The following is a 20,587-nucleotide window of genomic DNA, read 5'->3' as shown; positions in this document are numbered from 1 at the left end:
GTGGCGGTATGCTTCAATGGGTTGACTGCCCATGGCGGGATGGCTCGATAACGAGGTTTTGCTACAGACGCCATCGCGGCGAAAGACGGATTCGGTCTTCTTGCGTTCGAGTCTGGGCGTTACCGGTGTGCAAGACAGCGACGGTCTATCAGCAGACGCAGTGCGGGCGGAAACAGGTGTGGCGATGCCGCCTCGACGGAGTGCGGCGAGGTTTTGGGCAAGACGCGGGAGGTCTGCCCCCAGATCGACAAAGCATGACGCCCCGTTTCTCCCACTCGTGCGTAGGAACCGTTTGGTGGCTCCTGCGAACAATCGAGCGGTGACGAGGTGAGATCACCTGTCGGATTTCATCCGGTCCTGGTAGCCCGGCGATACCTCCTGCGAACAGGGCCGCTCGCAATGGAGTAGCGCGGTTACCAGAACTGCAAGGGCAGGCATGGACTGGGTTGACTGACCCCCATTTTTGCGTTCAAATATGAACTATTATTTAAAAAATAAGCTCATATTTGAGGTTCTAAAAGATGTCTTCTTCCGAGCAAAAGCGCTCTGGTGCGCAGGTGGCGATGCCGCAGCCCGTCGCGCGTGCGCTGCGCCGCCTGGGGCAGGACATCTCGGTGGCGCGGCGCATGCGCCGCCTGAGCCAGGAAGACCTGGCGCAGCGCATCGGCACGTCCCTGAGCACCGTCAGGCGCATGGAGGATGGTTATCCCGGCACCGCGCTGCACACCTTCCTGCGCGCGCTGCACGTGCTGGGCCGGCTCGATGACCTGGCCCAGGCGATGACCCTGGAGAACGATGCGCTCGGCATGGAACTGGTGCGGGAGCAGTTGCCGCAGCGGGTACGCACCTCTGCCGGCAGGAAGCGGCAGGCAGCACCCGTTGACAAAGGCGATGCGCCCGCGCCTGCCGATGACCTGGAGGGCTTCTGATGGCAACGCATCGGCCTGCGCGACGTCCGGACCTCGAAGTCCACTTGGGGGCAAGTGGCTTAGTCGTGGGGCGCCTGCACTTGGGCAGCGGCCGGCGCAGCGCGTTCAGTTACGACGAAGGCTGGCTGCAGGATGTCCGGTTCTTCACGCTGTCGCCCGATCTCCAGCCGGTGGCCGGCGTGCAGCATCCCCGTCAGGTGTTCTTCCTCGCGCTGGAGGACACCGCGCCCGACGCCTGGGGCGAGTGTGTGATCCGGCGCGCCCATGCGAAGCTGCGGCAGGAAGACCGCGACACGCCTGCACTGGACCCGGTGGACTTCGTGATGTGGGTGGACGACGAGGCGCGCGTCGGCGCGCTGCGCCTGTTCGATCCGCAATCTCGCGCCTACCTGCGCGCCGGCGGAGCGAACCGGCACGTACCGCCACTGGTGGAACTGGACAAGGTGCTGCACGCGGCCCGCGCCCTGGAGGACGGAACGGAAAGCGCGCAGGATCTGCGCTACCTGCTGGGGCAAGGCACGTCGCTGGGTGGTGCCAGGCCGAAGTCCACGGTGCGGGACATCGATGGACGCCTGGCGGTCGGCAAGTTTCCCAGCCAGGCGGATCGGCGCGACGTGATCCGGGGCGAAGTGTTGGCCATGCAACTGGCGGCCAAGGCCGGCATCCGGGTGGCGCCGGCGCGCGTGGAAGTGATCGGCAGCACGGCGGTCGCCGTCATCCGGCGTTTCGACCGCACCGACGACGGCGCTCGCATCCCCTACGTGTCGGCCGCGACGATGCTCCAGTCCGATGGCCGCGATGCGACGCATGCCTACACCGAACTGGTGGATGTGCTGCTTCAGTCGGGCGCCGATCCGATCGCTGACATCCATGAGTTGTGGCGCCGGCTGGTCTTCAACTTCCTGATCTGCAACACCGACGATCACCTGCGCAACACCGGCTTCCTGTACGACGCACGCCAGCGCGGCTGGCGTCTGTCGCCGGCCTTCGACCTGAACCCGATGCCGGGCGACCGTCGCGAGAGCAAGACCTGGCTGACCGAGGACACTGGCGTCATCGATAGCCGGGACATGCTGATGGCCGCCGCGTCGTACTTCAGGCTGGATGCTGTGCAAGCGCAGGCGATCTGGAGTGAAGTGGCCCAGGCCGTGGCGGGCTGGCGCGCAGTGGCCCGGGGATTGGGCATGCGCGGTACCGACCTGCTGGATTTCGAGCCGGCGTTCGTCGAATCGACCACGCCCTGACGACATCGGCAGGACATACCGCTACGGCCGAGAATCGTCCTGGGCTGTTGTCGCCAACGCCGCGCATAGCCAGCGATAGCCGATGCGTTCCTGTTCCAGCCGCAGCTGTGGCCGGATTCGGTCATTACGCAAGTCGTCGTAGAGAGCTGCCTCCTCATCGACCAGTCGGGGCAAGGGCAACATATGGCGTTTGTCGAGGGGCTCCTCACCCCATTGGAGTGCGTGGGCCATCAGGGTAGAGCGGTCCATGAGGAACGAAGCGGCTAGCGGGAAATACTTGCGCAGGCTGTCCAGAATGGCAAAGCCATGGGTATCGATGTCTCCCCAATAGTGCAGAGAGGCGCGATGCAGCCAGTTGGCTCGGGCAAGCGCTCCCCAGCCATAGCCGGCACCGAACACGACGATGGCACCGGAGACCGGTGGGAACGCCAGGAAGTTCACCTCGTTTTCGGTGATGAAAACACGCTGCGCAGGCAGGGCGAGCGTGGCGAAGCTGTCCTCATCCAGGGTGATGTCGGTCAGTCCCGTGCAGCCGGGAAGCTGGAGCAGCTGCGGATCGAGCAAGCGCAGGCGGATGCGAACGGGCTTCTCCAGAAAGCCGTAGCGACGGGCAAACCCGGCCATCCCGGTTGCAGCAGGCTCGATGGCTTCAGTCGGCAAGGCCAGGTCCAGCCATTGGCCCAGTATGCCGCGATGCGCTTCGATGAACTTGCTGTCCACGCCCGGCGCGTCGACCTGCCGAAGATAGACGCCTGGGCGCGGATGGGCCTGCACCCAGGCTACCACGGCCAGCAGGCGCGGCCAGTGTTCGGCCAGTGCCAGGGTCTGCAACGGTGATCTGTGCAGCCATGGCAGCAGTGCGGGTTGCGCTTCGGCAGTTTGCTGCCAGAGTGCCTGGAACCGGCGGCCATCTCCGGTCTTGCCGATCATCGCCAGAGCGTCTTCCAGCGTATCGATCCAGAGCGTGTCCGGCAGGCGTTGCCGGCCCTGTACCCGGTGCGTCCACTCGCGCCACTCGATGCGCACGCGTGGCATGGCGCTGATATCGCGCACCCAGCCGCGCACGGCATCGAAACGGTTGCTGAGATCGGCAGCGGAAGGCGACTTGAGCGACAGCCGCAACGGCCAGCCCAGCGCGCCGTCACCGACCACGGCACGCAGCAACTCGCCGCGCTGCCACAGCCGTTCGATTTGCGCGCGAAGGTCGGCGGGCCGGCTCCATGTCATGCAGCGCCTCCCGTGGCGGCAGCCTTCTGTGCCCGGTATTCCTCGATGCTCAGGCTGCGCAGCCGCGACTCGCGGCCGCTTTCGTTGTGCACGAAGCCGACGCCGGACACGTAGGGCTCGATGATGTGGATCTTCTGCAGTGGCGTGATGATCAGCAGTTGCAGGTTGAGCTGGCGGAACAGTTCCAGCCCATACTGGGCCGACTCATCCGAGCCGCGCCCGAAGGCTTCGTCGATCACGACGAAACGGAACGAGCGCGAGCGCACCGCCCCCCATTCCAGGCCGAACTGGTAGGCCAGGCTGGCGGCCAGCACGGTATAGGCCAGCTTCTCCTTCTGCCCGCCGGATTTGCCGCCGGAGTCGGAATAGTGTTCGTGTTCGGCATCGTCCTCGCGCCAGCGCTCGCTGGCGGAAAACAGGAAGCCGTTGCGCACGTCGGTCACCTTCTGCATCCAGCGCCGGTCGACCTCGGCCAGCCCCTCGCGGCCGCGGAAGCGGTCGATGATGGCCTTGACCTGCAGGAACTTGGCCTCGGAATACTGCTCGTCTTCCGAGCCGCTCAGCGCGCCTTCGGTGCAGGCACGCAGATCCTGCAGGAAGTCGCGGATCTCCGCATCGGGGCTGGGTTGCGCCAGCAACCGGATGTAGCGTCCGGGGTTGTAGTCGATCACCTGCAAGGATTGGTTGATGGCATCGACCCGCTCCTTGATCGTTTCCCGCTCGCGCGCGAGCTGGGCGTTGAAGTTGGCGATCTCGTTGATGGTATTGACGTTGAGCAGCTCCTTGAAACGCGCCTCGAAGCGCGGCAGGTCGTCGCGCTGCAACTCGTTCATCAGGCGCTCGAACTCGGGCAGCGCGGCCAGGCTGATGTCGATCTCGGCGGTCTCTGCCTTGAAGGTCTCCTTGAAACCGCGCATGGCGTTGATGATGCGTTCGGTCAGGCGTGTCAGACGCTTGTCTTCGGCATCGATGCGCGCCTGCAAGCCGTTGCGCACGTCCTGTTCGCGGTTGTCGCAGGATTCCACCGTGAGCTGGTGGTCGCCCAGGACTTCGGCGCGCCAGCCCTCAAGGGTTTGCAGCAACTTGTCGTCAAGTGCGGCTTGCGCCTGGATTTCGAGAGCCTGTGCGTGCTGTGCCAAGGCAGTTTCGTGCTTGCTGCGGATTTCTCCGCGCTTGCCTTGGGCCTCGCCAAGATCGCCTTCGATCTCCTTCAGGCGTTCGACGACCTGCGCCAGTTGGCTTTCCAGTTCCCGCAGGGTATCGGAGGCCGCCTTGAGGCGGTCGCGTTCCTCGGTCAGGCGGGCCATCTCGCGCGCCGGCGCCTGCCAGTCGATCTCGCTGTAGCGGGTGAAGACTTCGAGCTTGGCCAAGGCTTCCAGTTGCGCCTGGCATTGCCCGCGCAATCGCTGCGCGTCGGCAATGCGCAGACCGATATCGCCCATTCGCTGTTCCAGGCCCTCGCGTTCGTCACGCAAGGTGCGCAACTTGTCGGCGTTGCTCCAGCCCAGCACGTAGCGACTTCGATCGTCGATGCGGCGGCGGTCGTCCTTTTCGTGGCGCCCGCTCGGGTCCTTGATCTGTCCGGCGCGGGTGATGGCGCGGGTCTCGCGGCGAAACTGCTCGGTGCTGTCGCAGCAGGCCAGGTCGAAGCGATGGTGCAGTTCGCGTTCCAGCCAGTCGTAGTGCGGCGTGTCGGGCTTGATGAGCAGCTTGCGCACCAGCGACTGGGGGTGCAGGCTGACGGCCTGCGTGGACTTGCGTGCACGCACGTGGAAGTACACCAGTCGCGTGCCAAGGTGCTGGCGCTCCACCCAATCGGCCACGTCCTTGTAGTGCGCATCCGGCACCAGCAGGGACAGGCCGAAGCCATGCAGCAGGCGTTCGGCCGCGCCCTCCCAGTCGCGCTCGTCCTCGCGCACCTGGATCAGTTCACCGGCAAAGGGCAGGTCTTCCTCGGCGATGGACAAAGCGGCGCACAGGGCTTCGCGGATGCGCACCTGCGCCGCATCGATATTGCTTTTGCGACGCGCAAGGCTGTCGATCTCGTCGCTGAGCGCTTTGTGTTCTTCCTGACCCCGTCGCAGCGCATATCCGTCTTCATTGATCTGCGTATCGTGGTCCGCAATGCTTGTGCGCAGCGCTTCGGCGTGTTCTCCGATGGTGGATCTTTGTGTCATGAAAGCAGCTTCGTCTCCCGGCGCTGCTTCTCCAATGCGCGTCAATAGCGTGGTGTAGGCGTCCGCTTTCTCCTGCCGTTGCTGTTTCTCTGCCTCCTGCTGCTGAATGGCGGCAGCGAGTTGTTGCAGTCGGTCGCCGCCGTTCTCGCGCAGTGCGCCTTCGAGCTTCCCCTGCTCGATTCGGGCGTTGTCTCGTTGCTCTCCCAGTTGCTTGATGCGGGCATCCCAGCGCATCGCATCCTGAGTCAACAATTCCAGGCGCCTCTCCAGCAATGCTGCCTTCAAGCCGGCGAAGTATGGGCGCAGTGCATCGCGTCCTTCGCGCAGCGCCTGGATCTCGGCAGCTATCTGCCCGTGGCGACGGCCATCCTCCACCAGCGGCGTCAACAGCTCGATCTGGCGCTTGGCCTTGAGTACCGACTGGTGGGCGCGATCGAGGTCATCGAAATGGCCGAGCAGTGCCTCGACTCGGCTGCCCACGTCGAACGGTTCGAGCATGTGGCTGCGCACGAAGTCGGTCAGGTTGCCAACCGATTTCATGGAAACCGTCTGATGGAACAGTTCCAGCGCCTGCTCGTGCTCGATGCCGAAGCGGCGGCGGAACCAGGCGCCGTAGGGCGGGAAGCTGTCGTTCAGTTCGCAGCCCATCGCGCGCAACTTCTTGCGCAGGCCGTTGATGTCGCTGCCGAATCCGGAAAAGTGCTCGGTGATGGACAGTTCCCGCTCTACAGTCACGAACAAGCGCGCGGGCTGGCCCTGTGGTTCGCGAAACCAGAAGACTTGCGCCAACGTGACCGCCTGGCCGTAGCCTTCGTTGCGGAAGACACCCAGGATCACGCTGTAGCTGGTGGTGTCGCGCAGCGCCACCGGGCGAGCGCTGCCGGTGGCTTCGTTGCGTTCGCTCTTGTAGTGGCCCAGCACGTAGGATCGCAATGATCGCTCACGCGTTTCGGCGCCCGCGGCCTTGTTGTAGGCGATGCGGTGCGCTGGCACCAGCAGCGTGGTGACGGCATCGACCAGGGTGGATTTGCCCGAACCGATGTCGCCAGTGAGCAGGCCGTTGCGCCCATCGAGTTCATAGCGCCAGACGCGCCGGTCGAATGTGCCCCAGTTCAGGACTTCCAGCCGCTGCAGGCGAAAGCCGACGCGGCTGTCGTCGGCCACGACATCGAGCTGCTGTGGCGAAAAATCGTTCATCGGCCGGCTTCCTTGTCGCGATCGCCACCTGACAACGCGGTGCGATAACCCTCCAGGCGCGCATCGAAGTCGGCCAGCCACTGCGCATCGACGAACGCCTTGAGGATGCGCCGCACCTCGTAGCGGGGTGCCTGCTGACTTGCACCGGCAGCGGGCTTGAGCTTGCGCAGATAGCCCAGTTCCACCACCTTGGTGATGGTCGAATCGACCTGGTCGATGAGGCGCGCCTCGTTGGTGCCGTCCGGCAGGAACACGCGCATCAGTTCGGCGATCTCCTCGCGCGACAGCACCAGCCGGGTATCGCCGCCGCCGGCGTCGGATTCGGCCAGGCGCTTGCGCAGCAAGGCCAGCATCAGGCTGACCGGATAGGGCAGCGGCCGTCGTGCGATCAGGCGTGGCAGGCGAGGTGTGGCGTCCGCATGCTCCGGCTCCGGCTGGCTTTTGAGGAAGGCGTAGCCCTCGGCTTCGTCCAGCACCAGATCCAGCAACAACACCGCCGCCTGCTCCCGTACACGCGCCTGCAGGTTCAGCAGACTGGCCCATAGGCGCTCGTCGTCCTGGCGGTACAACACGCCTTTGAGCAAATGCACCATCAGTTGCGAGAGTTCCGCTACCACGGGCGGGCGCGATTCGGCACTGCCTTCTGGATCATCCTGATGCATATCGTTCATGGGTCTTTGCTCTGTCCGTCGCAGCTTGCATTCAGCGCGTAAAGATCACGCGCGGCATTCGCGCCCGCCGTCGTACCGTCGAGCCATCGCTGTCCTGCATGGCCCATTCGACGATCTCCTGCGCATCGTCATCCACCGTGGCCCTGAGGCCATCCAGCCCGCGGTTTCCCGCGTGGGCCAGTTCCAGCCAGGTGACCAGTTCGGCCAATCCCTGTTGCAGCGGCTGAGTCTCCAGCAACGCGCGCAAGCTGATCTGCGACTGTTGCCGCAATGCCTGCCGCAGGGCCTCACGCAAGCGGGCCTTGTCCACGACGTGCTGGTCGAACAGGCGTGCGGTGTCGATGTCGTCGTCCTCGCCGGATTCAAGTATCAGTTCCGCCAGGCGTGGCTTGGCATGGAGCGCAAACAGGGGGCGTTCCTGCGGCAAGGCGATTTCCGCGCCCATCTCGTCGAGGAGCATCACTTCGCCGGCCGGTGGCGTGTCGCGCAATGCAAGCGCCTTGATCTCGATGCTGCGCAACAGTTCGAGGATGCGACGGTTTTCCTGGAAGGCCCGGTCATCCAGGAAGCGGCGCAGTTGCTGCGACAACTGCGCCACCGTGCGTTGGGTATGTTCGCCCGCTTCCAGCCAATCGTGGTGAACCCGGCGGGTGCGCGGCTCCGGCTTGAGCGCGGCCACGGCAGGCAGGCCGAGGACTTGGTCGAGCCGTGCGGACAGTTCTTCCTGGCGACGGCTGGACATCAGGAAATCCCAGAACGCACGGAAGCTGCGCCCCTGGTCGGAATCTCCGATGGCATCGCGCTCGCCCATGACTTCGTCGAGCAGCGCTCCCTTGCTGCCGCCCCACAACGCGATCTTCTCGCGGACGCTGCGGTCGAGCTGGCGGAAATTGTGCTCCACCTGGCGGAAGTCGCTCAGCAGTTCGCGCGCCAACTGTTGGAATTGCAGGAAGCGATCCTTGATGGCCGTGTCATCCATGAGCGGCACGTCGCCGGACAAGACGCGGCCGATCTCGGCGTCGATCTCGTCGCGCTTGCGGCGCAGTTCCTCCAGGCGCCTGGCTGGATCGGCCTGGCTTCCGGTGCTGATCTGCTCCAGCAGCGCGAACAAGGTCAGCAGGCGAGATTCAGTGCCGACGAAAGGCCGCTCAGTCAGCGACACCAGCCAGGCGATGGCCTTTTCCGTGGCAGGGGTAAGGTCGAACTGGGCCTCGTCGGTGCCGGGCTTGTAGAACTTGCGCAGCCAGCCCTTGTCTGGCGCGCACCAGTCATTCAGGTATTCGGTTGCGGCTTTCGGATACACCTCTGCACCGAGCTGTTCGCGCAGGGCAAACAGCTCATCTTCCAGCATTTCGGTCAGATCCGCTTCGCTCGTCAGCCGCACGTTCGGTGCAACGAACACCCGGTACAGGAAGCTTGCCACCAATGGCGCATGTGGCGAGGCCAGCAATCGCCATGCAGGATGCCGATCGCGGTATGTCGTGAGTGTGAGGTGGTCCAGTGCCATGATGGGCTGCCTATTCGAGCCGTTCGCTGACAACGACGTCTCGATCCAAATGTACGGATCGGCTCGCCCAGAAAGCGCGAATCAAGGCGGCGTGGTCACTCATGCGAAACCGCCTCCAGGTAAGGGCGCATGACATTTGCGACCCGACAGACCTTGGCATGGCGCCATAGGTCATCGGCTGAAGCCTTGCGTGTCTTCCAGGCAGCCTTCAGCGCCTCGATGGCCACGTCCAGGCCGATCCGGTTGCGGTGCTTGAAGCAGTCCGCCACGGTTTTTGCGGCACTGTAGACCCGCAGTCTGGCGCCATCGCGTTCGTGCTCATCGATGCCCGAGGCATAGGCATCACCCGCCATCTGCACCATCTTGATCAGCGGGTGCTCGATACGCGGGGTGTGGCTGCCACGAGGCATGGCAATCCAGACCTGGCGAGGCCGTTGCGTGGTCAGTTCGTGGAACTGGAGTGCCGTCAGCAAGCAGAACACGGCCTTGGGAACCTTGACTGCAATCGTGGCGAGGTCCTCGTGCGCGGACATGGGGTTGCCCGGCAAACGGTAGAGGCCGCGCCCGACACGCTCCAATTGCCCGGATGTGGACAGACGTGTCAGCACCACCCGCGGCGCGGCCAGTGTGGCCAGCCCCCGGGGGGCCACTACACCGGCCCCAACCCCACGGACAGGGGCAAACTCGGAAGCAAGCGCCACATCATCACGGACCGCCAAGGCATCCCACTGATCTTCTGCGTCACGGGCGCCAACCGGCATGACTCGGTGGTTTTCGAGCAACTGGTCGACGCGTTGCCAGCGGTACGTGGCTGTCGCGGTCGGCCCAGGCGCTGGCCGCACAAACTGCATGCCGACAAGGGCTATGACTATGCTCGCTGCCGCTTTCACCTGCGCAAGCTGGGGATCACCGCGCGTATTGCCCGGCGCGGCATCGAACGCAACGACCGGCTCGGGCGTCATCGCTGGGTGGTCGAGCGCACGCACGCCTGGCTGGCCGCCTTCGGCAAGCTGCGTACTCGTTTCGAGCGCCGCATCGACATTCATGTCGCGTTGCTCTCGCTGGCCTGCTGCGTTATCTGCATTCGCCATCTCCCACCGTTTTGTTAGCCGCTCTTACTCGCGGGACGGATTTCGTGCGGTCGTGCGTGGCGAAGCCGCATTTCGTCAACTGCTGGCGGTTCACGGCGTTCTCATCCCTTTGGCCCTGGTGTTCGACGTCAGTCCGGTTGAGCGTGCGCTGATGTGGGCGGCTTGCCTTGTCAGTCTGCTGGTGGAACTGCTCAACTCTGCCATTGAGGCGGTGGTGGATCGCATTTCCCTTGACTTCCACCCCCTGTCGAAAAACGCGAAGGACATGGGCAGCGCTGCGCAAGCCACGGCATTGCTGATGGTGGGCGCAGTATGGGGCTCGATCATTCTGGGATAGATCCTGGTGCGTGCCGTGCATGCATGTTGCCCCCTTGGGCTGCGCGACGAGACCGGTGCCCGTCCGCCAAAGGCGGCCCGGCTTCAGCGCACCTGTTCCGACTCCACGACCATGTCGAGCACGTAGGCGTGGCGAGGCCCGTCGGCCGGCGCCTGGCCATTGCGTACCAGCGAATAGCGCTGCAGCCGCAGCACGTTGCGCACGCCGGGCCGGTGCGTGTAGCCCTCGATCTCGCCCTGGAAGATGCGCCAGTCGCCGACGGACTGCTTCAGGCCTTGCGCATCGAACTGCACGTCCCGCACGCGCAGGCAGGTCGCGTTGGGCATCAGCGGGTGGTTGCAGGCCACGCGCTGCGGCGCCACTTCGAGGAACACACGCTCTCCGGCCGAGCCGTAACGGGTGGCGGGCGTGGGGGTGCCGGCCAGCTCCCAGCGTTCGCCGTTGGAGAAGTGCAGCACCAGCACGGGCGCCGGCCGCGACACGCCGGGCCGCAACTCGTAGCGCTGAACGCGCGGCAACTGTTCCGCCACGCGGCGCTCCAGCGCCATCAGCCCGGGTTCGGCGCAGGCGCGCATCGTGGCGACGGGGCGGCCCACCGTCATCTGCGTGCCCGTCAGCGCATAGCCCGCACCGAGGACGTTGCACAGGTTCTGCGCCGAAAGCCGGTCCGCCTGGAAGCCAGGCGCACGGCCGGGCGGCCCGGCAGCTGCCAGCCGGGCGACGGCTGGCCCTGCGCATCGAACGCGGCCTGAAGATCCCATTGGTAGGCCTGCAACTGCTGCGGCGCCGACAGGGAGGGGGAGGACGGTGAGGACGGGGAAGGCGCCGCCGCCGGCGGGGTGCCTGCGCAACCGCCAAGGGTGGCGGCCAGCGCGGCGGTCAGGGTTGCGTGGGTCAGGAGGCGTTGCATGGCGTCAGGGGGCAAGTCTTGAAGACCTGCACCATAGCGCAGTTGCAGTGGCTGCCAGGTGGGACCGGGCCGCGCCAAGCTCGGCACCGCCCGCCGCTGCGGGATCCCGCCTTCAGCCGCGATGAATCGCCTCGAGAACGAAATCGGCCCGCTCGGCCACTCCGGCGCGCGGAAGCAGCCGGACGTCGTAGCCCAAGGCCCGGTAGGTGGCGTCCAGGTGGGCATGCTCGGCCGCTGCCTCTTGAAAGCCATGTCGCCGCTCCTCGTCGGCGCGATAGATTTCCGGCCAGGGCGGCGCGAGGAAGACGAGCCGCCCGTAGGGACGGGCTTCGCCCAGGCTCTGCGACAGCGGCACCTGGCAGAGCCGCTGAAGTGCAGCGGCCGCATCGATCAGCCCGCGGTCGAAGAAGACCGGTCCGGTGACCCGCGCCGCTTCTTCGAGGTCGGTGGCAGCGACACGCAGCGCCTCACGCAAAAAGGCGGCCATGTCGCCCCATGGCAAGGCATCGCCGCTTTGTCGCATCTGCTCGGCGATGATCCTTCGGCCGGGCTCGGCCACGGTGACATGGCCGCGCCGCTGCAGCTCCGCGAGCAAAGTGGACTTGCCGCCGCCGGAGCAGCCCGAGATGACCACCTGAGCTGGGATGGGCGTCACCAGTTCGGCTCATCCGTGCCCGGCGGCACCGACGTCCGCGCATAGCCGGCCGGCGTCCGCGACAGCTGGGCGCTGGGCCGCACGGCGCGCAGCCGGCCGAAGCCGGAGCTTTCGTCGGCGAGCCAGGGCGTGAGGTCCGGCTTGCCGGCGCGCAGGCCATGCGCCACGCGTCCCAGCCCGCGCAGCCAGTGGCCCGTCTGCGCCAGCGACACCTGCACGTGCCAGCTGCCGCCTTCGCGCTGTTGGCGCCACAGCGCGGCGGCCGCGCCAAAGGCCATGAAGAAACCGCTGGCCTGGTCCAGGATCTGCATCGGCAGCGCACGCGGCTGGCCATCGCCCGCCGCCTCGCCCTCGGCATGGTTGAAGCCCATCGCGGTCTGCACCAGCGAGTCGAAGCCGCGCCGATCGGCCCACGGCCCGTGGGTGCCGTAGGCGCTCAGCGACACGGCGACGATGCCGGGCCGGCGTGCGGCGAGGGCCTCGGGCGAAAAACCGAGCGCGGCCAGGCCGCCGGGGCGGTAGCCCTGCGAGAACACGTGGGCGCCATCGACCAGGCGCCAAAGCAATTCGCGACCGACCTCGGTGCGCAGGTCGACATGCGCCGAGCGCTTGCCGCGGCTGGTTTCGGCGATGGCGGCGATGTTGGGCAGCTGGGGTGAATTGACCAGCATCACGTCCGCGCCGAACGACGCCAGCGCCCGCCCGCCGACGGGGCCGGCCAGGATGCGCGTGAGGTCGAGCACGCGCAGACCGTCGAGCGGCCGGGCGTCGGCCGCCAAGGGCGGCAGGGCGCGCGGCGGCGCCTCGCCGATGCGGGTGATCGTCAGCGGCGGTTGCGCGGCCACTGCCTGGCCCTGGGGCGTGGCATCCCACTCGGCGAAGCTGCGCAGCGCGGTGGCGACCAGCTTCCGTTCGGCCGCGGCCTGCTCGAAGTCCAGCGCCTTCCAGCCCCGCAGGGCCTGCTGCGCATCCGCGCGCGTGGCGGTGGCCGGGCCCAGGCCCAGCAGGCGCAGCGCCCCGTCGCGGTGATGCTGAAAGTTGGTGTGGATGCGCACGTGGCCATCGGCGCAGGGGTACAGGCCCGCGAACGGGTCCCACAACTCGGGCGCCTGGCCATCGAGGGTGAACCCGCCGGTGCATTCGGCGGCGGCGTGGGCCATGTCCACCGCGACGCGCTGGCGCGGCACGCCCCGCGCATGGGCCAGTTCGCAGGCGGCCAGTGCCGCCGCCGCGACGCTCGCCTGCGCGGCCGTTCCGACGGCGAAGGACGAGGGAAAAACCGGGTCCTGCCCGGTCAGGTCGATTTCGGCCAGCGCCTGGGAAGGCAGCCCGGCCAGTGCCCAAAGTGCATTCAGCGCATCAAATGGATTCATCGGAGGGATTCCTCGCAGGGCATCGCCCATTCAAGCGGAATTTCATCATGTCGCCAGCGGCGGCCCGGCGAGGCTGTCCGAAAGCCCTGGGGGCCGACTCACGAATCGGCTTCCTTGCGCTCATGGCTTGACCTCATCTTTGGTTGAGGTTCTACAGTCCGCCGCGTCGATCCTGGCAGGCCATCTTCACCGCGGCCAGCCTTCCTGCAACCCTCCGGCCGCACGCCCCATGCCGCGCGGCCGTTTCTTCGAGAGAGCGCGCACGCATGCAAGACCTCATTGGAAAGACGCTGGACAGCCGCTGGCTATGGCTCGTCGCCCGCATCCTGCTGGCGGTGGTATTTCTTTCGTCGGGCCTGGCCAAGCTGATCGATTTCCAGGGCGGGCTGGCCGAGATGCGGGCCGCCGGGCTCGAACCGGACTGGCTGTTCAACATCGCCACCATCGGTGTGCTGCTCGGCGGCTCGGCCCTGCTCCTGCTCGATCGTGCGCTGTGGCTGGGAGCCGGCGCGCTGGCCGTGTTTCTGCTGCTGACCATCCTCGTCGTGCACCGCTTCTGGGCGCTGCCCCAGCCGCAGGCCCAGGCGGCTCTGTTCTGGGCGCTGGAGCACATCAGCCTGATCGGCGGATTGGTCGCGGCGGCGATCGCCAGCCGCCTGCACCGCCGCCCGGAGGCACGGGCATGAATGCCCGCATCGCCTTTCTGGGTCTGGCGATGGCCAGCGCGATCGGTCTGGCGGGATGCACCGCCAGCGCGGACGGCGCCGGCGCCTGGCCGGCCACCAAGGTGGCCTTGGCGCCGGTCGAGCATGCCCAGGCGCCGCGCGCCTTCCACGGGGTCGGTGAACTGGAGGCCGCGCGGCAGGTGGAACTGGCTGCGGAAACCGCCGGGCGCATCACGCGCATCGCGTTCACATCCGGGCAGCGCGTGAAGCAGGGTGAATTGCTGGTGCAGGTCAACGACGCGCCCGAGCAGGCCGAGCGCTTGCGGCTGCGCGCGCAACTGCGCAATGCCGAGACCGTGCTGGCACGCACCCGCCAGTTGATGGCCGATCAGGTGGCCACGCAGGAGCAGCTCGACCAGGCCCAGGCCGCACACGACATGGCGCAGGGCGAGTTGCGCAGGAGCGAGGCGGTGATCGCGCAGAAGGCGATCCGTGCGCCGTTCGCCGGCATGGTCGGCATCCGCCGCGTGCATGAGGGGCAGTACCTCCAGGCCGGCGACGCCATCGCCAGCCTGGTCGATGCCGCCACCCTCCGCGTCAACTTCGCGCTCGAAGAACAGGCCTTCCCCCATCTGCGGCCGGGCCAGCCGGTGGAGCTCCGCGTCGATGCCTGGCCGCAACGCCGCTTCGAGGCGCAGGTGGCCGCGATCGACCCGTTGATCGGCAAGGCGCGCACGCTGCAGGTGCAGGCCCGCGTTCCCAACGCCGACGCCGTGCTGCAGGCCGGCATGTTCGCGCATGTGCGCGTGCTGCGCCACGCGCCGACGCCGGTATTGGCCGTGCCCGAAACCGCGGTGACCTACACGGCCTACGGCCAGACGGTGTTCGTCGTCGAACCCGGCGAACAGCAGGCCCTGAAGGTGCGCCGCGTCGCGGTCAAGACGGGTGAACGCTGGGACGGACGGGTGGAGATCGTCTCCGGCCTGAAGGCGGGCGACCGCGTGGTGGTGTCGGGCCAGCTCAAGCTCAGCGATGGCATGGCGGTCGAGGAGGTCGCGCGCGACGCGTTGCGCGAGGAGGCGGGCTCCCCGCGGGCAGCGGCGAGCCGGGGGCAGGCATCATGAGCTTCACCGACGTCTTCGTTCGCCGCCCGGTGCTGGCGCTGGTGGTCAGCAGCCTGCTCGTGCTGCTGGGCCTGTTCGCGTTCGGCAAGCTGCCGATCCGCCAGTACCCCACGCTGGAAACGTCCACCATCACGGTCAGTACCGAGTACCCGGGCGCCTCGGCCGAGCTGATGCAGGGCTTCGTGACGCAGCCGATCGCGCAGGCCGTGTCCTCGGTCGAGGGCATCGACTACCTGTCCTCCTCGTCGACGCAAGGCCGAAGCCTGGTCACGTTGCGCATGGAGCTCAACCGGGATTCGAACCAGGCGCTGACCGAGGCCATGGCCAAGGTCAACCAGGTCCGCTTTCGCCTGCCCGAGCGCGCCTATGACCCGGTGATCGAGCTGTCGGCCGGCGATTCGACGGCGGTGGCCTATGTGGGCTTTTCCACCGGCAGCCTGTCGACGCCGGAGCTGACCGACTACCTCTCGCGGGTGGTCGAGCCGCTGCTGTCCGGCATCGACGGCGTGGCGAAGGTTCAGGTGGACGGCGGCCAGAAGCTGGCGATGCGCCTGTGGCTGGACGCCGAACGGCTGGCCGGGCGCGGGCTGACCGCCACGGACGTGGCCGACGCGATCCGCCGCAACAACTACCAGGCCGCGCCGGGACAGGTGCGTGGGCAGTACGTGATCGCCAACGTGCGGGTCAATTCCGACTTGACGAGCGTGGAGGAGTTCCGCGACCTGGTCATCCGCCATGACGGCAACGGCCTGGTGCGCCTGCGCGACGTGGGCACGGTGGAGCTGGGCGCGGCCTCGACGCAGACCAGCGGCCAGATGAATGGCGAGCCGGCCGTCTACCTGTCGCTGTTCCCCACGCCCAAGGGCAACCCGCTGGTCATCGTGGACGGCATCCGCCGGCTGATGCCGGAGATCGAGAAGACGCTGCCGCCGGGCGTGAAGGCCGCGATGGTCTACGAGCGCGCGCGCTTCATCGACGCCTCGATCCAGGAGGTGGTGAAGACCCTGGTGGAGGCGGTGCTGATCGTCGTTCTGGTGATCTGGCTGTGCCTGGGCTCACTGCGCAGCGTGGTGATCCCGGTGGTCGCCATCCCGCTGTCCATGCTGGGCGCGGCGGCGCTGATGCTGGCCTTCGGCTTCAGCATCAACCTGCTGACCCTGCTGGCGATGGTGCTGGCCATCGGGCTGGTGGTGGACGACGCCATCGTGGTGGTCGAGAACGTGCACCGCCACATCGAGGAAGGCAAGTCGCCCGTGGCGGCGGCGCTGGTCGGCGCGCGCGAGATCGCGGGGCCGGTGGTTGCCATGACGCTGACCCTGGCCGCCGTGTATGCGCCCATCGGCCTGATGGGCGGGCTGACCGGTGCGCTGTTCCGCGAGTTCGCGCTCACCCTGGCCGGCGCCGTGGTCGTCTCCGGCGTGGTGGCGCTGACGCTCTCGCCGGTGATGAGTTCGCTGCTGCTGAAGTCCAGCCATCAAGGCAACGGACCGGGGCGCATGGCCCGCCTGGCCGAGCGGGTCTTCGGCGGCCTGGCGGATCGCTACGGGCGCCTGCTGGGCGGATCACTTCGGCATCGCTGGCTCAGCGGAGGCTTCGCCATCGGGGTCTGCCTCAGCCTGCCCTTCCTCTACCAGTTGCCGCAGCGCGAACTGGCGCCGCCGGAAGACCAGGCGGCGGTGCTGGCGGCGGTGAAGTCGCCGCAGCATGCCAGCCTCGATTACGCGGAACGCTTTGCCGACGAACTGCATGCGGTGATGTCGCGCATTCCTGAAAGCGTGGGCACCTGGATCATCAACGGCACCGACGGGCCCGCGGCCAGCTTCGGAGGCGTCAACCTGTCGGAGTGGAAAGCGCGCACGCGCAAGGAGCCTGAGATCGTGGCTGAGCTGCAAGGCGCCGTCGGCGAGATCGCCGGCAGCGACATCTTCGTGTTCCAGGTCGCGCCGCTGCCGGGCGGCAGCGGCGGCCTGCCGGTGCAACTGGTGCTGCGCAGCGCGCAGGACTATCCGGTGCTGTACGAGGCCATGGAGGGCATCAAGCAACGCGCCCGCGACAGCGGCCTGTTCGTGGTGGTGGACAGCGACCTCGAATACGACAGCCCGCTGGTGCAGGTGACGATCGAGCGCGCCAAGGCCGCGAGCCTGGGCATCGCGCTGCAGGACATCGGTGATTCGCTGGGCGTGCTGGTCGGCGAGAACTACGTCAACCGCTTCGCGCTGTTCGGCCGCTCCTACGACGTGATTCCGCAGAGCGTGGGCGAGCAGCGCCTGACCCCGCAGGCGCTGGCGCGGCAGTACGTGCGCACCGGGGACGGCAGCCTGGTGCCGCTGTCCACCGTGGTGCGGCTGGACATGGGCGTGGCGCCCAATCGGTTGAACCAGTTCAACCAGCAGAACGCGGCCACCCTGCAGGCCATTCCTGCCCCCGGCGTCTCGCTGGGCCAGGCCGTGGGCTTCCTGGAGCAGGCCGTGGCCGAGCTGCCGCCGGGCTTCAGCCACGACTGGCAGTCCGAGTCGCGCCAGTACGTGCAGGAGGGCCACGCGCTGGTGTTCGCCTTCCTGGCCGCCCTGGTCGTGATCTACCTCGTGCTGGCCGCGCAGTACGAGAGCCTGGTCGATCCGCTGATCATCCTGATCACCGTGCCGCTGTCGATCTGCGGCGCCTTGCTGCCGCTGGCACTGGGCTGGGCTACGCTGAACATCTACACCCAGATCGGGCTGGTGACGCTGATCGGCCTGATCAGCAAGCACGGCATCCTGATGGTGGAGTTCGCCAACGAGCTGCAGGTCCGTGAACGGCTGGACCGCCGCGCCGCCATCGTCCGCGCCGCGCAGATCCGCCTGCGGCCGGTGCTGATGACCACCGGGGCGATGGCCTTCGGCGTGGTGCCGCTGCTGTTCGCCAGCGGGGCCGGTGCCAACAGCCGCTTCGGCCTCGGGGCGGTGATCGTCTGCGGCATGCTGGTGGGCACGCTGTTCACGCTGTTCGTGCTGCCGACGATTTACACCTGGCTCGCGCGCGACCACCGCGTGCAGGGGGCGCGCAGCCGGCAACTGGCCGAAATCGACCAGGCCGAAGGAGTGGCCGCATGAAGCGAAGCAAGATGAGTGTCCGCGCGGGCGCGGCCGCAGCGCTGGCGGCGGCGCTGGCCGGCTGCGCGGTCGGGCCGCAGTACGCCCGGCCGCAGGGGCCGGCTCTCGTGCTGGCCAGCCCGCAGGCAGCGGAAGTCGCCGCGCGCGGGTCCCGGGCGATGCCCGCCGCCTGGTGGCGCATCTTCGAGGACGAGGGCCTCAGCCGCTGGATCGAGGCGGCGCTGGCGCACAACCATGACATCCGCCAGGCCCGATCCCGCCTGCTGGCCGCGCGCGCCATCGTCGACGAGCGCCGGCTCGACCGCCTGCCGGGCGTGACCAGCGGCGCCGGCTACAGCCGTGGCATCCAGCAGCAGGCCAGCAACGGCGGTGCGCGCACCCTGTCCGAATCCTGGCAGGCCGGCTTCGACGTGCAGTGGGAGATCGACCTGTTCGGCCGCCTGGACCGGCTGCAGCAGGCGGCGCAGGCGCGGGCCGAGGCCGGCCAGGCCGAACTGGACATGACCCGCCTGAGCATCGCCGCCGAAGTGGCGCGCACCTGGTTCGAGGCGCAGGGCGACCAGCGGCAACTGGCGGTGGCGCGGCAGGAAGCCGACAACTGGCGCGAAACCGTGAGGCTGGCCCAGGCTCGCCTGCGCGCTGGCGCCGGCCTGCCCGAGGACCTGGAGAACGCCCAGGCCCAGCTGTTGCGCAGCGAGGCGGCCATTGCGCCCCTGGTGGCCTCCTTGCAGCGGGCCCGCCATCGGCTCGATGTGCTGGCCGGCCAGCGACCTGGCCAGGGCGGCCTGCCCGATCCGGCGGCTGCCCAAGGCGCGCCGCTGGCGGCGCAACTGCCGCTGGGTGACGTGAACCGGCTGATTCTGGCGCGGCCCGACGTGGTGCAGGCCGAGCGGCTTCTGGCGGCCCATGCCGAGGAGGTCGGCGCGGCCACCGCCGAGCTGTATCCGCGCATCGACCTGGGCGGCTTCCTGGGCTTCTTCGCCCTGCGCGACGGGGACCTGGGCAGCGCCGCCTCGCGGGCCTTCCAGATCGCGCCCACCGTGTCCTGGCCCGCCCTGCGCCTGGGCAATGCCCGCGCCCGCCTGCGCGGGGCCGAGGCCCTGTCGGAGGGCGCGCTGGCGCGCTATGAACAGGTCTTGCTCACGGCGCAGGAAGAAGTCGAGAACGCCGTGACGCAGCTGGCCGAACAGCAGCGCCAGTTGGCTGCGCTGCTGCGCGCCGCAGCGCACGCCCAGGCGGCGTTCGACATGGCCGACAAGCGCTACCGAGCCGGCGCCGGGAGCTACGCGGCGGTGCTGGAGAACCAGCGCACCCTGTTCCAGCTGCGCCAGCAGGTCGCGCGCCAGGACGCGACGGCGCAGATGCAGGTCGTGGCACTGTGCAAGGCCCTGGGCCTGCCGGTGCCATCGTCGCCCCCCGAGACAGTCTCATGACCGGCCTGGACCTGGCCGGCCCGCTGGAGACGTCCCCCGGCATGGCAAAGCATGAGGCCTGCATGGGTCTTCGGCCTCCTGTGCCGGGTGATGCGCCCTGCCTGTTCGAGATCCACCGGCTCGTCGTCCGGCCCCACATCGACCAGATTTGGGCTTGGGGCGACAACGGGACCGGGGCGGTGGATCAAGCCTGCGTGTGCCCCGACAGCAAGGGATACAGGGACAGCACGAGCAGCAGGGCCATCGCGAGGTTGAAGAGGCGCAGGTGGCGCCGGTCCGTGAGCCAGCGGCGAAGCGTCGTGCCGAAGGCCGCCCAGAGGGCGACACTGGGCGCATTGACGGCGGCAAAGAGGGCCGCGATGACGGTCACCGCGAGCAATCCGCCCTCGGCCGGGGCATAGGTGGCAATGGCGCCGATGGCCATGATCCACGCCTTGGGATTGACCCACTGGAAGGCGGCGGCCTTCCAGAAGCCGAAGGGCTGGCCAGGGGCGGCCGCCTCCTGCATCGGCTGGGCCGTGGCGATCTGCCAGGCCAGCCAGAGAAGGTAGACCGCACCGACCACGCGCAGGCTGGTGTACAGCGAAGGATAGGTGGCAAAGAGCTGCCCGAGCCCGGCGCCCACGCCCAGCACCATGAGCGCAAAGCCGACGCTGATGCCGAGGATGTGCGGCACGCTGCGCGCGAAGCCATGGTTGAGGCCCGACGCGAGCAGCATCGTGTTGTTGGGCCCGGGTGTGATCGAAGTCACGAACGCATAGGCCATGAAGGCGAGGAGCAGGTCGGGGCGCATGGGGGATGGGTGGCGGTAGGGGGAGGCCGGCAGGAGGGCGGGGAGAGGCAGCCGTTGCGCTGGTGCTCACGGCACGCCGATGCCGGGCGTGATGCCTGCGCCGCATCCCTGGACGCGGCGGCAGCCAGCGCCGCTACGCTTGCGTGGACCTCGGACAGGCGC

The 20,587-nt window shown here is 67.8% G+C and carries 17 protein-coding genes and 1 pseudogene; 8 read left to right on the top strand and 10 right to left on the bottom strand.

The window, feature by feature from the left end; translation table 11 throughout:
- Positions 1–521 precede the first annotated feature (521 nt).
- Both LG388_RS11760 and LG388_RS11755 read left to right on the top strand, forming a co-directional pair.
- The gene (locus LG388_RS11760) at positions 522–929 is read left to right on the top strand and encodes a helix-turn-helix transcriptional regulator (RefSeq protein ID WP_225783000.1); all 408 of its coding nucleotides are present in this window, start codon (positions 522–524) and stop codon (positions 927–929) included.
- Positions 929–2,173, top strand: a complete 1,245-nt coding sequence (locus tag LG388_RS11755; protein WP_225782999.1) for a type II toxin-antitoxin system HipA family toxin — start codon at positions 929–931, stop codon at positions 2,171–2,173. Before LG388_RS11760 ends, LG388_RS11755 begins: the two co-directional genes overlap by 1 nt.
- Positions 2,174–2,194: 21 nt before the next feature.
- Here LG388_RS11755 and LG388_RS11750 read toward each other — a convergent pair whose 3' ends face one another.
- From LG388_RS11750 to LG388_RS11730, 5 genes are all read right to left on the bottom strand, one after another.
- On the bottom strand, positions 2,195–3,400 hold the full coding sequence (locus LG388_RS11750) for a DUF3322 domain-containing protein (protein ID WP_048939784.1): 1,206 nt from the start codon (positions 3,398–3,400) through the stop codon (positions 2,195–2,197).
- Entirely contained in the window at positions 3,397–6,774 is a 3,378-nt protein-coding gene (locus tag LG388_RS11745; RefSeq protein WP_225782998.1) for an ATP-binding protein, read from the bottom strand. The genes LG388_RS11750 and LG388_RS11745 overlap by 4 nt, the downstream gene beginning before the upstream one ends.
- Positions 6,771–7,445 (bottom strand): DUF4194 domain-containing protein, encoded by a 675-nt coding sequence (locus tag LG388_RS11740; RefSeq protein ID WP_225782997.1) that lies wholly within the window; start codon positions 7,443–7,445, stop codon positions 6,771–6,773. The genes LG388_RS11745 and LG388_RS11740 overlap by 4 nt, the downstream gene beginning before the upstream one ends.
- A 31-nt stretch (positions 7,446–7,476) precedes the next feature.
- On the bottom strand, positions 7,477–8,952 hold the full coding sequence (locus LG388_RS11735) for a DUF3375 domain-containing protein (RefSeq protein WP_225782996.1): 1,476 nt from the start codon (positions 8,950–8,952) through the stop codon (positions 7,477–7,479).
- Positions 8,953–9,047: 95 nt separating this feature from the next.
- Positions 9,048–9,602 (bottom strand): type IV toxin-antitoxin system AbiEi family antitoxin domain-containing protein, encoded by a 555-nt coding sequence (locus LG388_RS11730; RefSeq protein ID WP_370630150.1) that lies wholly within the window; start codon positions 9,600–9,602, stop codon positions 9,048–9,050.
- On the opposite strand from LG388_RS11730, the pseudogene LG388_RS11725 reads away from it, so the two are divergent.
- Together LG388_RS11725 and LG388_RS11720 are read left to right on the top strand one after the other, a co-directional pair.
- Positions 9,588–10,061, top strand: a pseudogene (locus tag LG388_RS11725) (IS5 family transposase); the annotation flags it as partial. The gene LG388_RS11730 and the pseudogene LG388_RS11725 sit on opposite strands and share 15 nt — an antisense overlap.
- Positions 10,042–10,380 (top strand): diacylglycerol kinase, encoded by a 339-nt coding sequence (locus tag LG388_RS11720; protein WP_370630175.1) that lies wholly within the window; start codon positions 10,042–10,044, stop codon positions 10,378–10,380. The pseudogene LG388_RS11725 and the gene LG388_RS11720, both read left to right, overlap by 20 nt.
- 83 nt (positions 10,381–10,463) lie before the next feature.
- Here the strand turns inward: LG388_RS11720 and LG388_RS11715 are convergent, their stop codons facing one another.
- The 4 genes from LG388_RS11715 to LG388_RS11700 all read right to left on the bottom strand — a co-directional run bounded on the left by LG388_RS11715 (position 10,464) and on the right by LG388_RS11700 (position 13,318).
- Positions 10,464–10,997, bottom strand: a complete 534-nt coding sequence (locus tag LG388_RS11715) for a DUF4377 domain-containing protein (RefSeq protein ID WP_255632176.1) — start codon at positions 10,995–10,997, stop codon at positions 10,464–10,466.
- On the bottom strand, positions 10,994–11,290 hold the full coding sequence (locus LG388_RS11710) for a hypothetical protein (protein WP_225783616.1): 297 nt from the start codon (positions 11,288–11,290) through the stop codon (positions 10,994–10,996). Before LG388_RS11710 ends, LG388_RS11715 begins: the two co-directional genes overlap by 4 nt.
- A 112-nt stretch (positions 11,291–11,402) precedes the next feature.
- Positions 11,403–11,945 carry an AAA family ATPase gene (locus LG388_RS11705; RefSeq protein ID WP_225782993.1) on the bottom strand — a complete coding sequence of 181 codons (543 nt, stop codon included), beginning with the start codon at positions 11,943–11,945 and terminating at the stop codon, positions 11,403–11,405.
- Positions 11,942–13,318 (bottom strand): CoA transferase, encoded by a 1,377-nt coding sequence (locus LG388_RS11700; RefSeq protein WP_225782992.1) that lies wholly within the window; start codon positions 13,316–13,318, stop codon positions 11,942–11,944. Before LG388_RS11700 ends, LG388_RS11705 begins: the two co-directional genes overlap by 4 nt.
- Before the next feature lie 266 nt (positions 13,319–13,584).
- Between LG388_RS11700 and LG388_RS11695 the strand changes: the two genes are divergently transcribed.
- From LG388_RS11695 to LG388_RS11680, 4 genes are read left to right on the top strand one after another with little or no spacing between them, the layout of a single operon-like run.
- The gene (locus LG388_RS11695) at positions 13,585–14,004 is read left to right on the top strand and encodes a DoxX family protein (protein WP_225782991.1); all 420 of its coding nucleotides are present in this window, start codon (positions 13,585–13,587) and stop codon (positions 14,002–14,004) included.
- Complete coding sequence (locus LG388_RS11690) at positions 14,001–15,107, top strand: efflux RND transporter periplasmic adaptor subunit (RefSeq protein ID WP_304956846.1); 1,107 nt, start codon at positions 14,001–14,003, stop codon at positions 15,105–15,107. The genes LG388_RS11695 and LG388_RS11690 overlap by 4 nt, the downstream gene beginning before the upstream one ends.
- Positions 15,104–18,199: a MexW/MexI family multidrug efflux RND transporter permease subunit gene (locus tag LG388_RS11685; protein ID WP_225782990.1), complete on the top strand. Its 3,096-nt coding sequence runs from the start codon at positions 15,104–15,106 to the stop codon at positions 18,197–18,199. The genes LG388_RS11690 and LG388_RS11685 overlap by 4 nt, the downstream gene beginning before the upstream one ends.
- On the top strand, positions 18,196–19,632 hold the full coding sequence (locus tag LG388_RS11680; RefSeq protein ID WP_304956845.1) for an efflux transporter outer membrane subunit: 1,437 nt from the start codon (positions 18,196–18,198) through the stop codon (positions 19,630–19,632). The genes LG388_RS11685 and LG388_RS11680 overlap by 4 nt, the downstream gene beginning before the upstream one ends.
- Before the next feature lie 184 nt (positions 19,633–19,816).
- On the opposite strand, the gene LG388_RS11675 is transcribed toward LG388_RS11680, so the two are convergent.
- A complete protein-coding gene (locus LG388_RS11675; protein ID WP_225782989.1) occupies positions 19,817–20,425 on the bottom strand; it encodes a LysE family translocator in 609 nt (202 codons plus the stop codon).
- Between the last annotated feature and the right edge of the window lie 162 nt (positions 20,426–20,587).

The sequence above is a fragment of the Xenophilus sp. Marseille-Q4582 genome (genome assembly GCF_916700565.1).
GTDB lineage: Bacteria > Pseudomonadota > Gammaproteobacteria > Burkholderiales > Burkholderiaceae_C > Xenophilus.
This window is presented reverse-complemented; position numbering and strand designations above follow the sequence as displayed.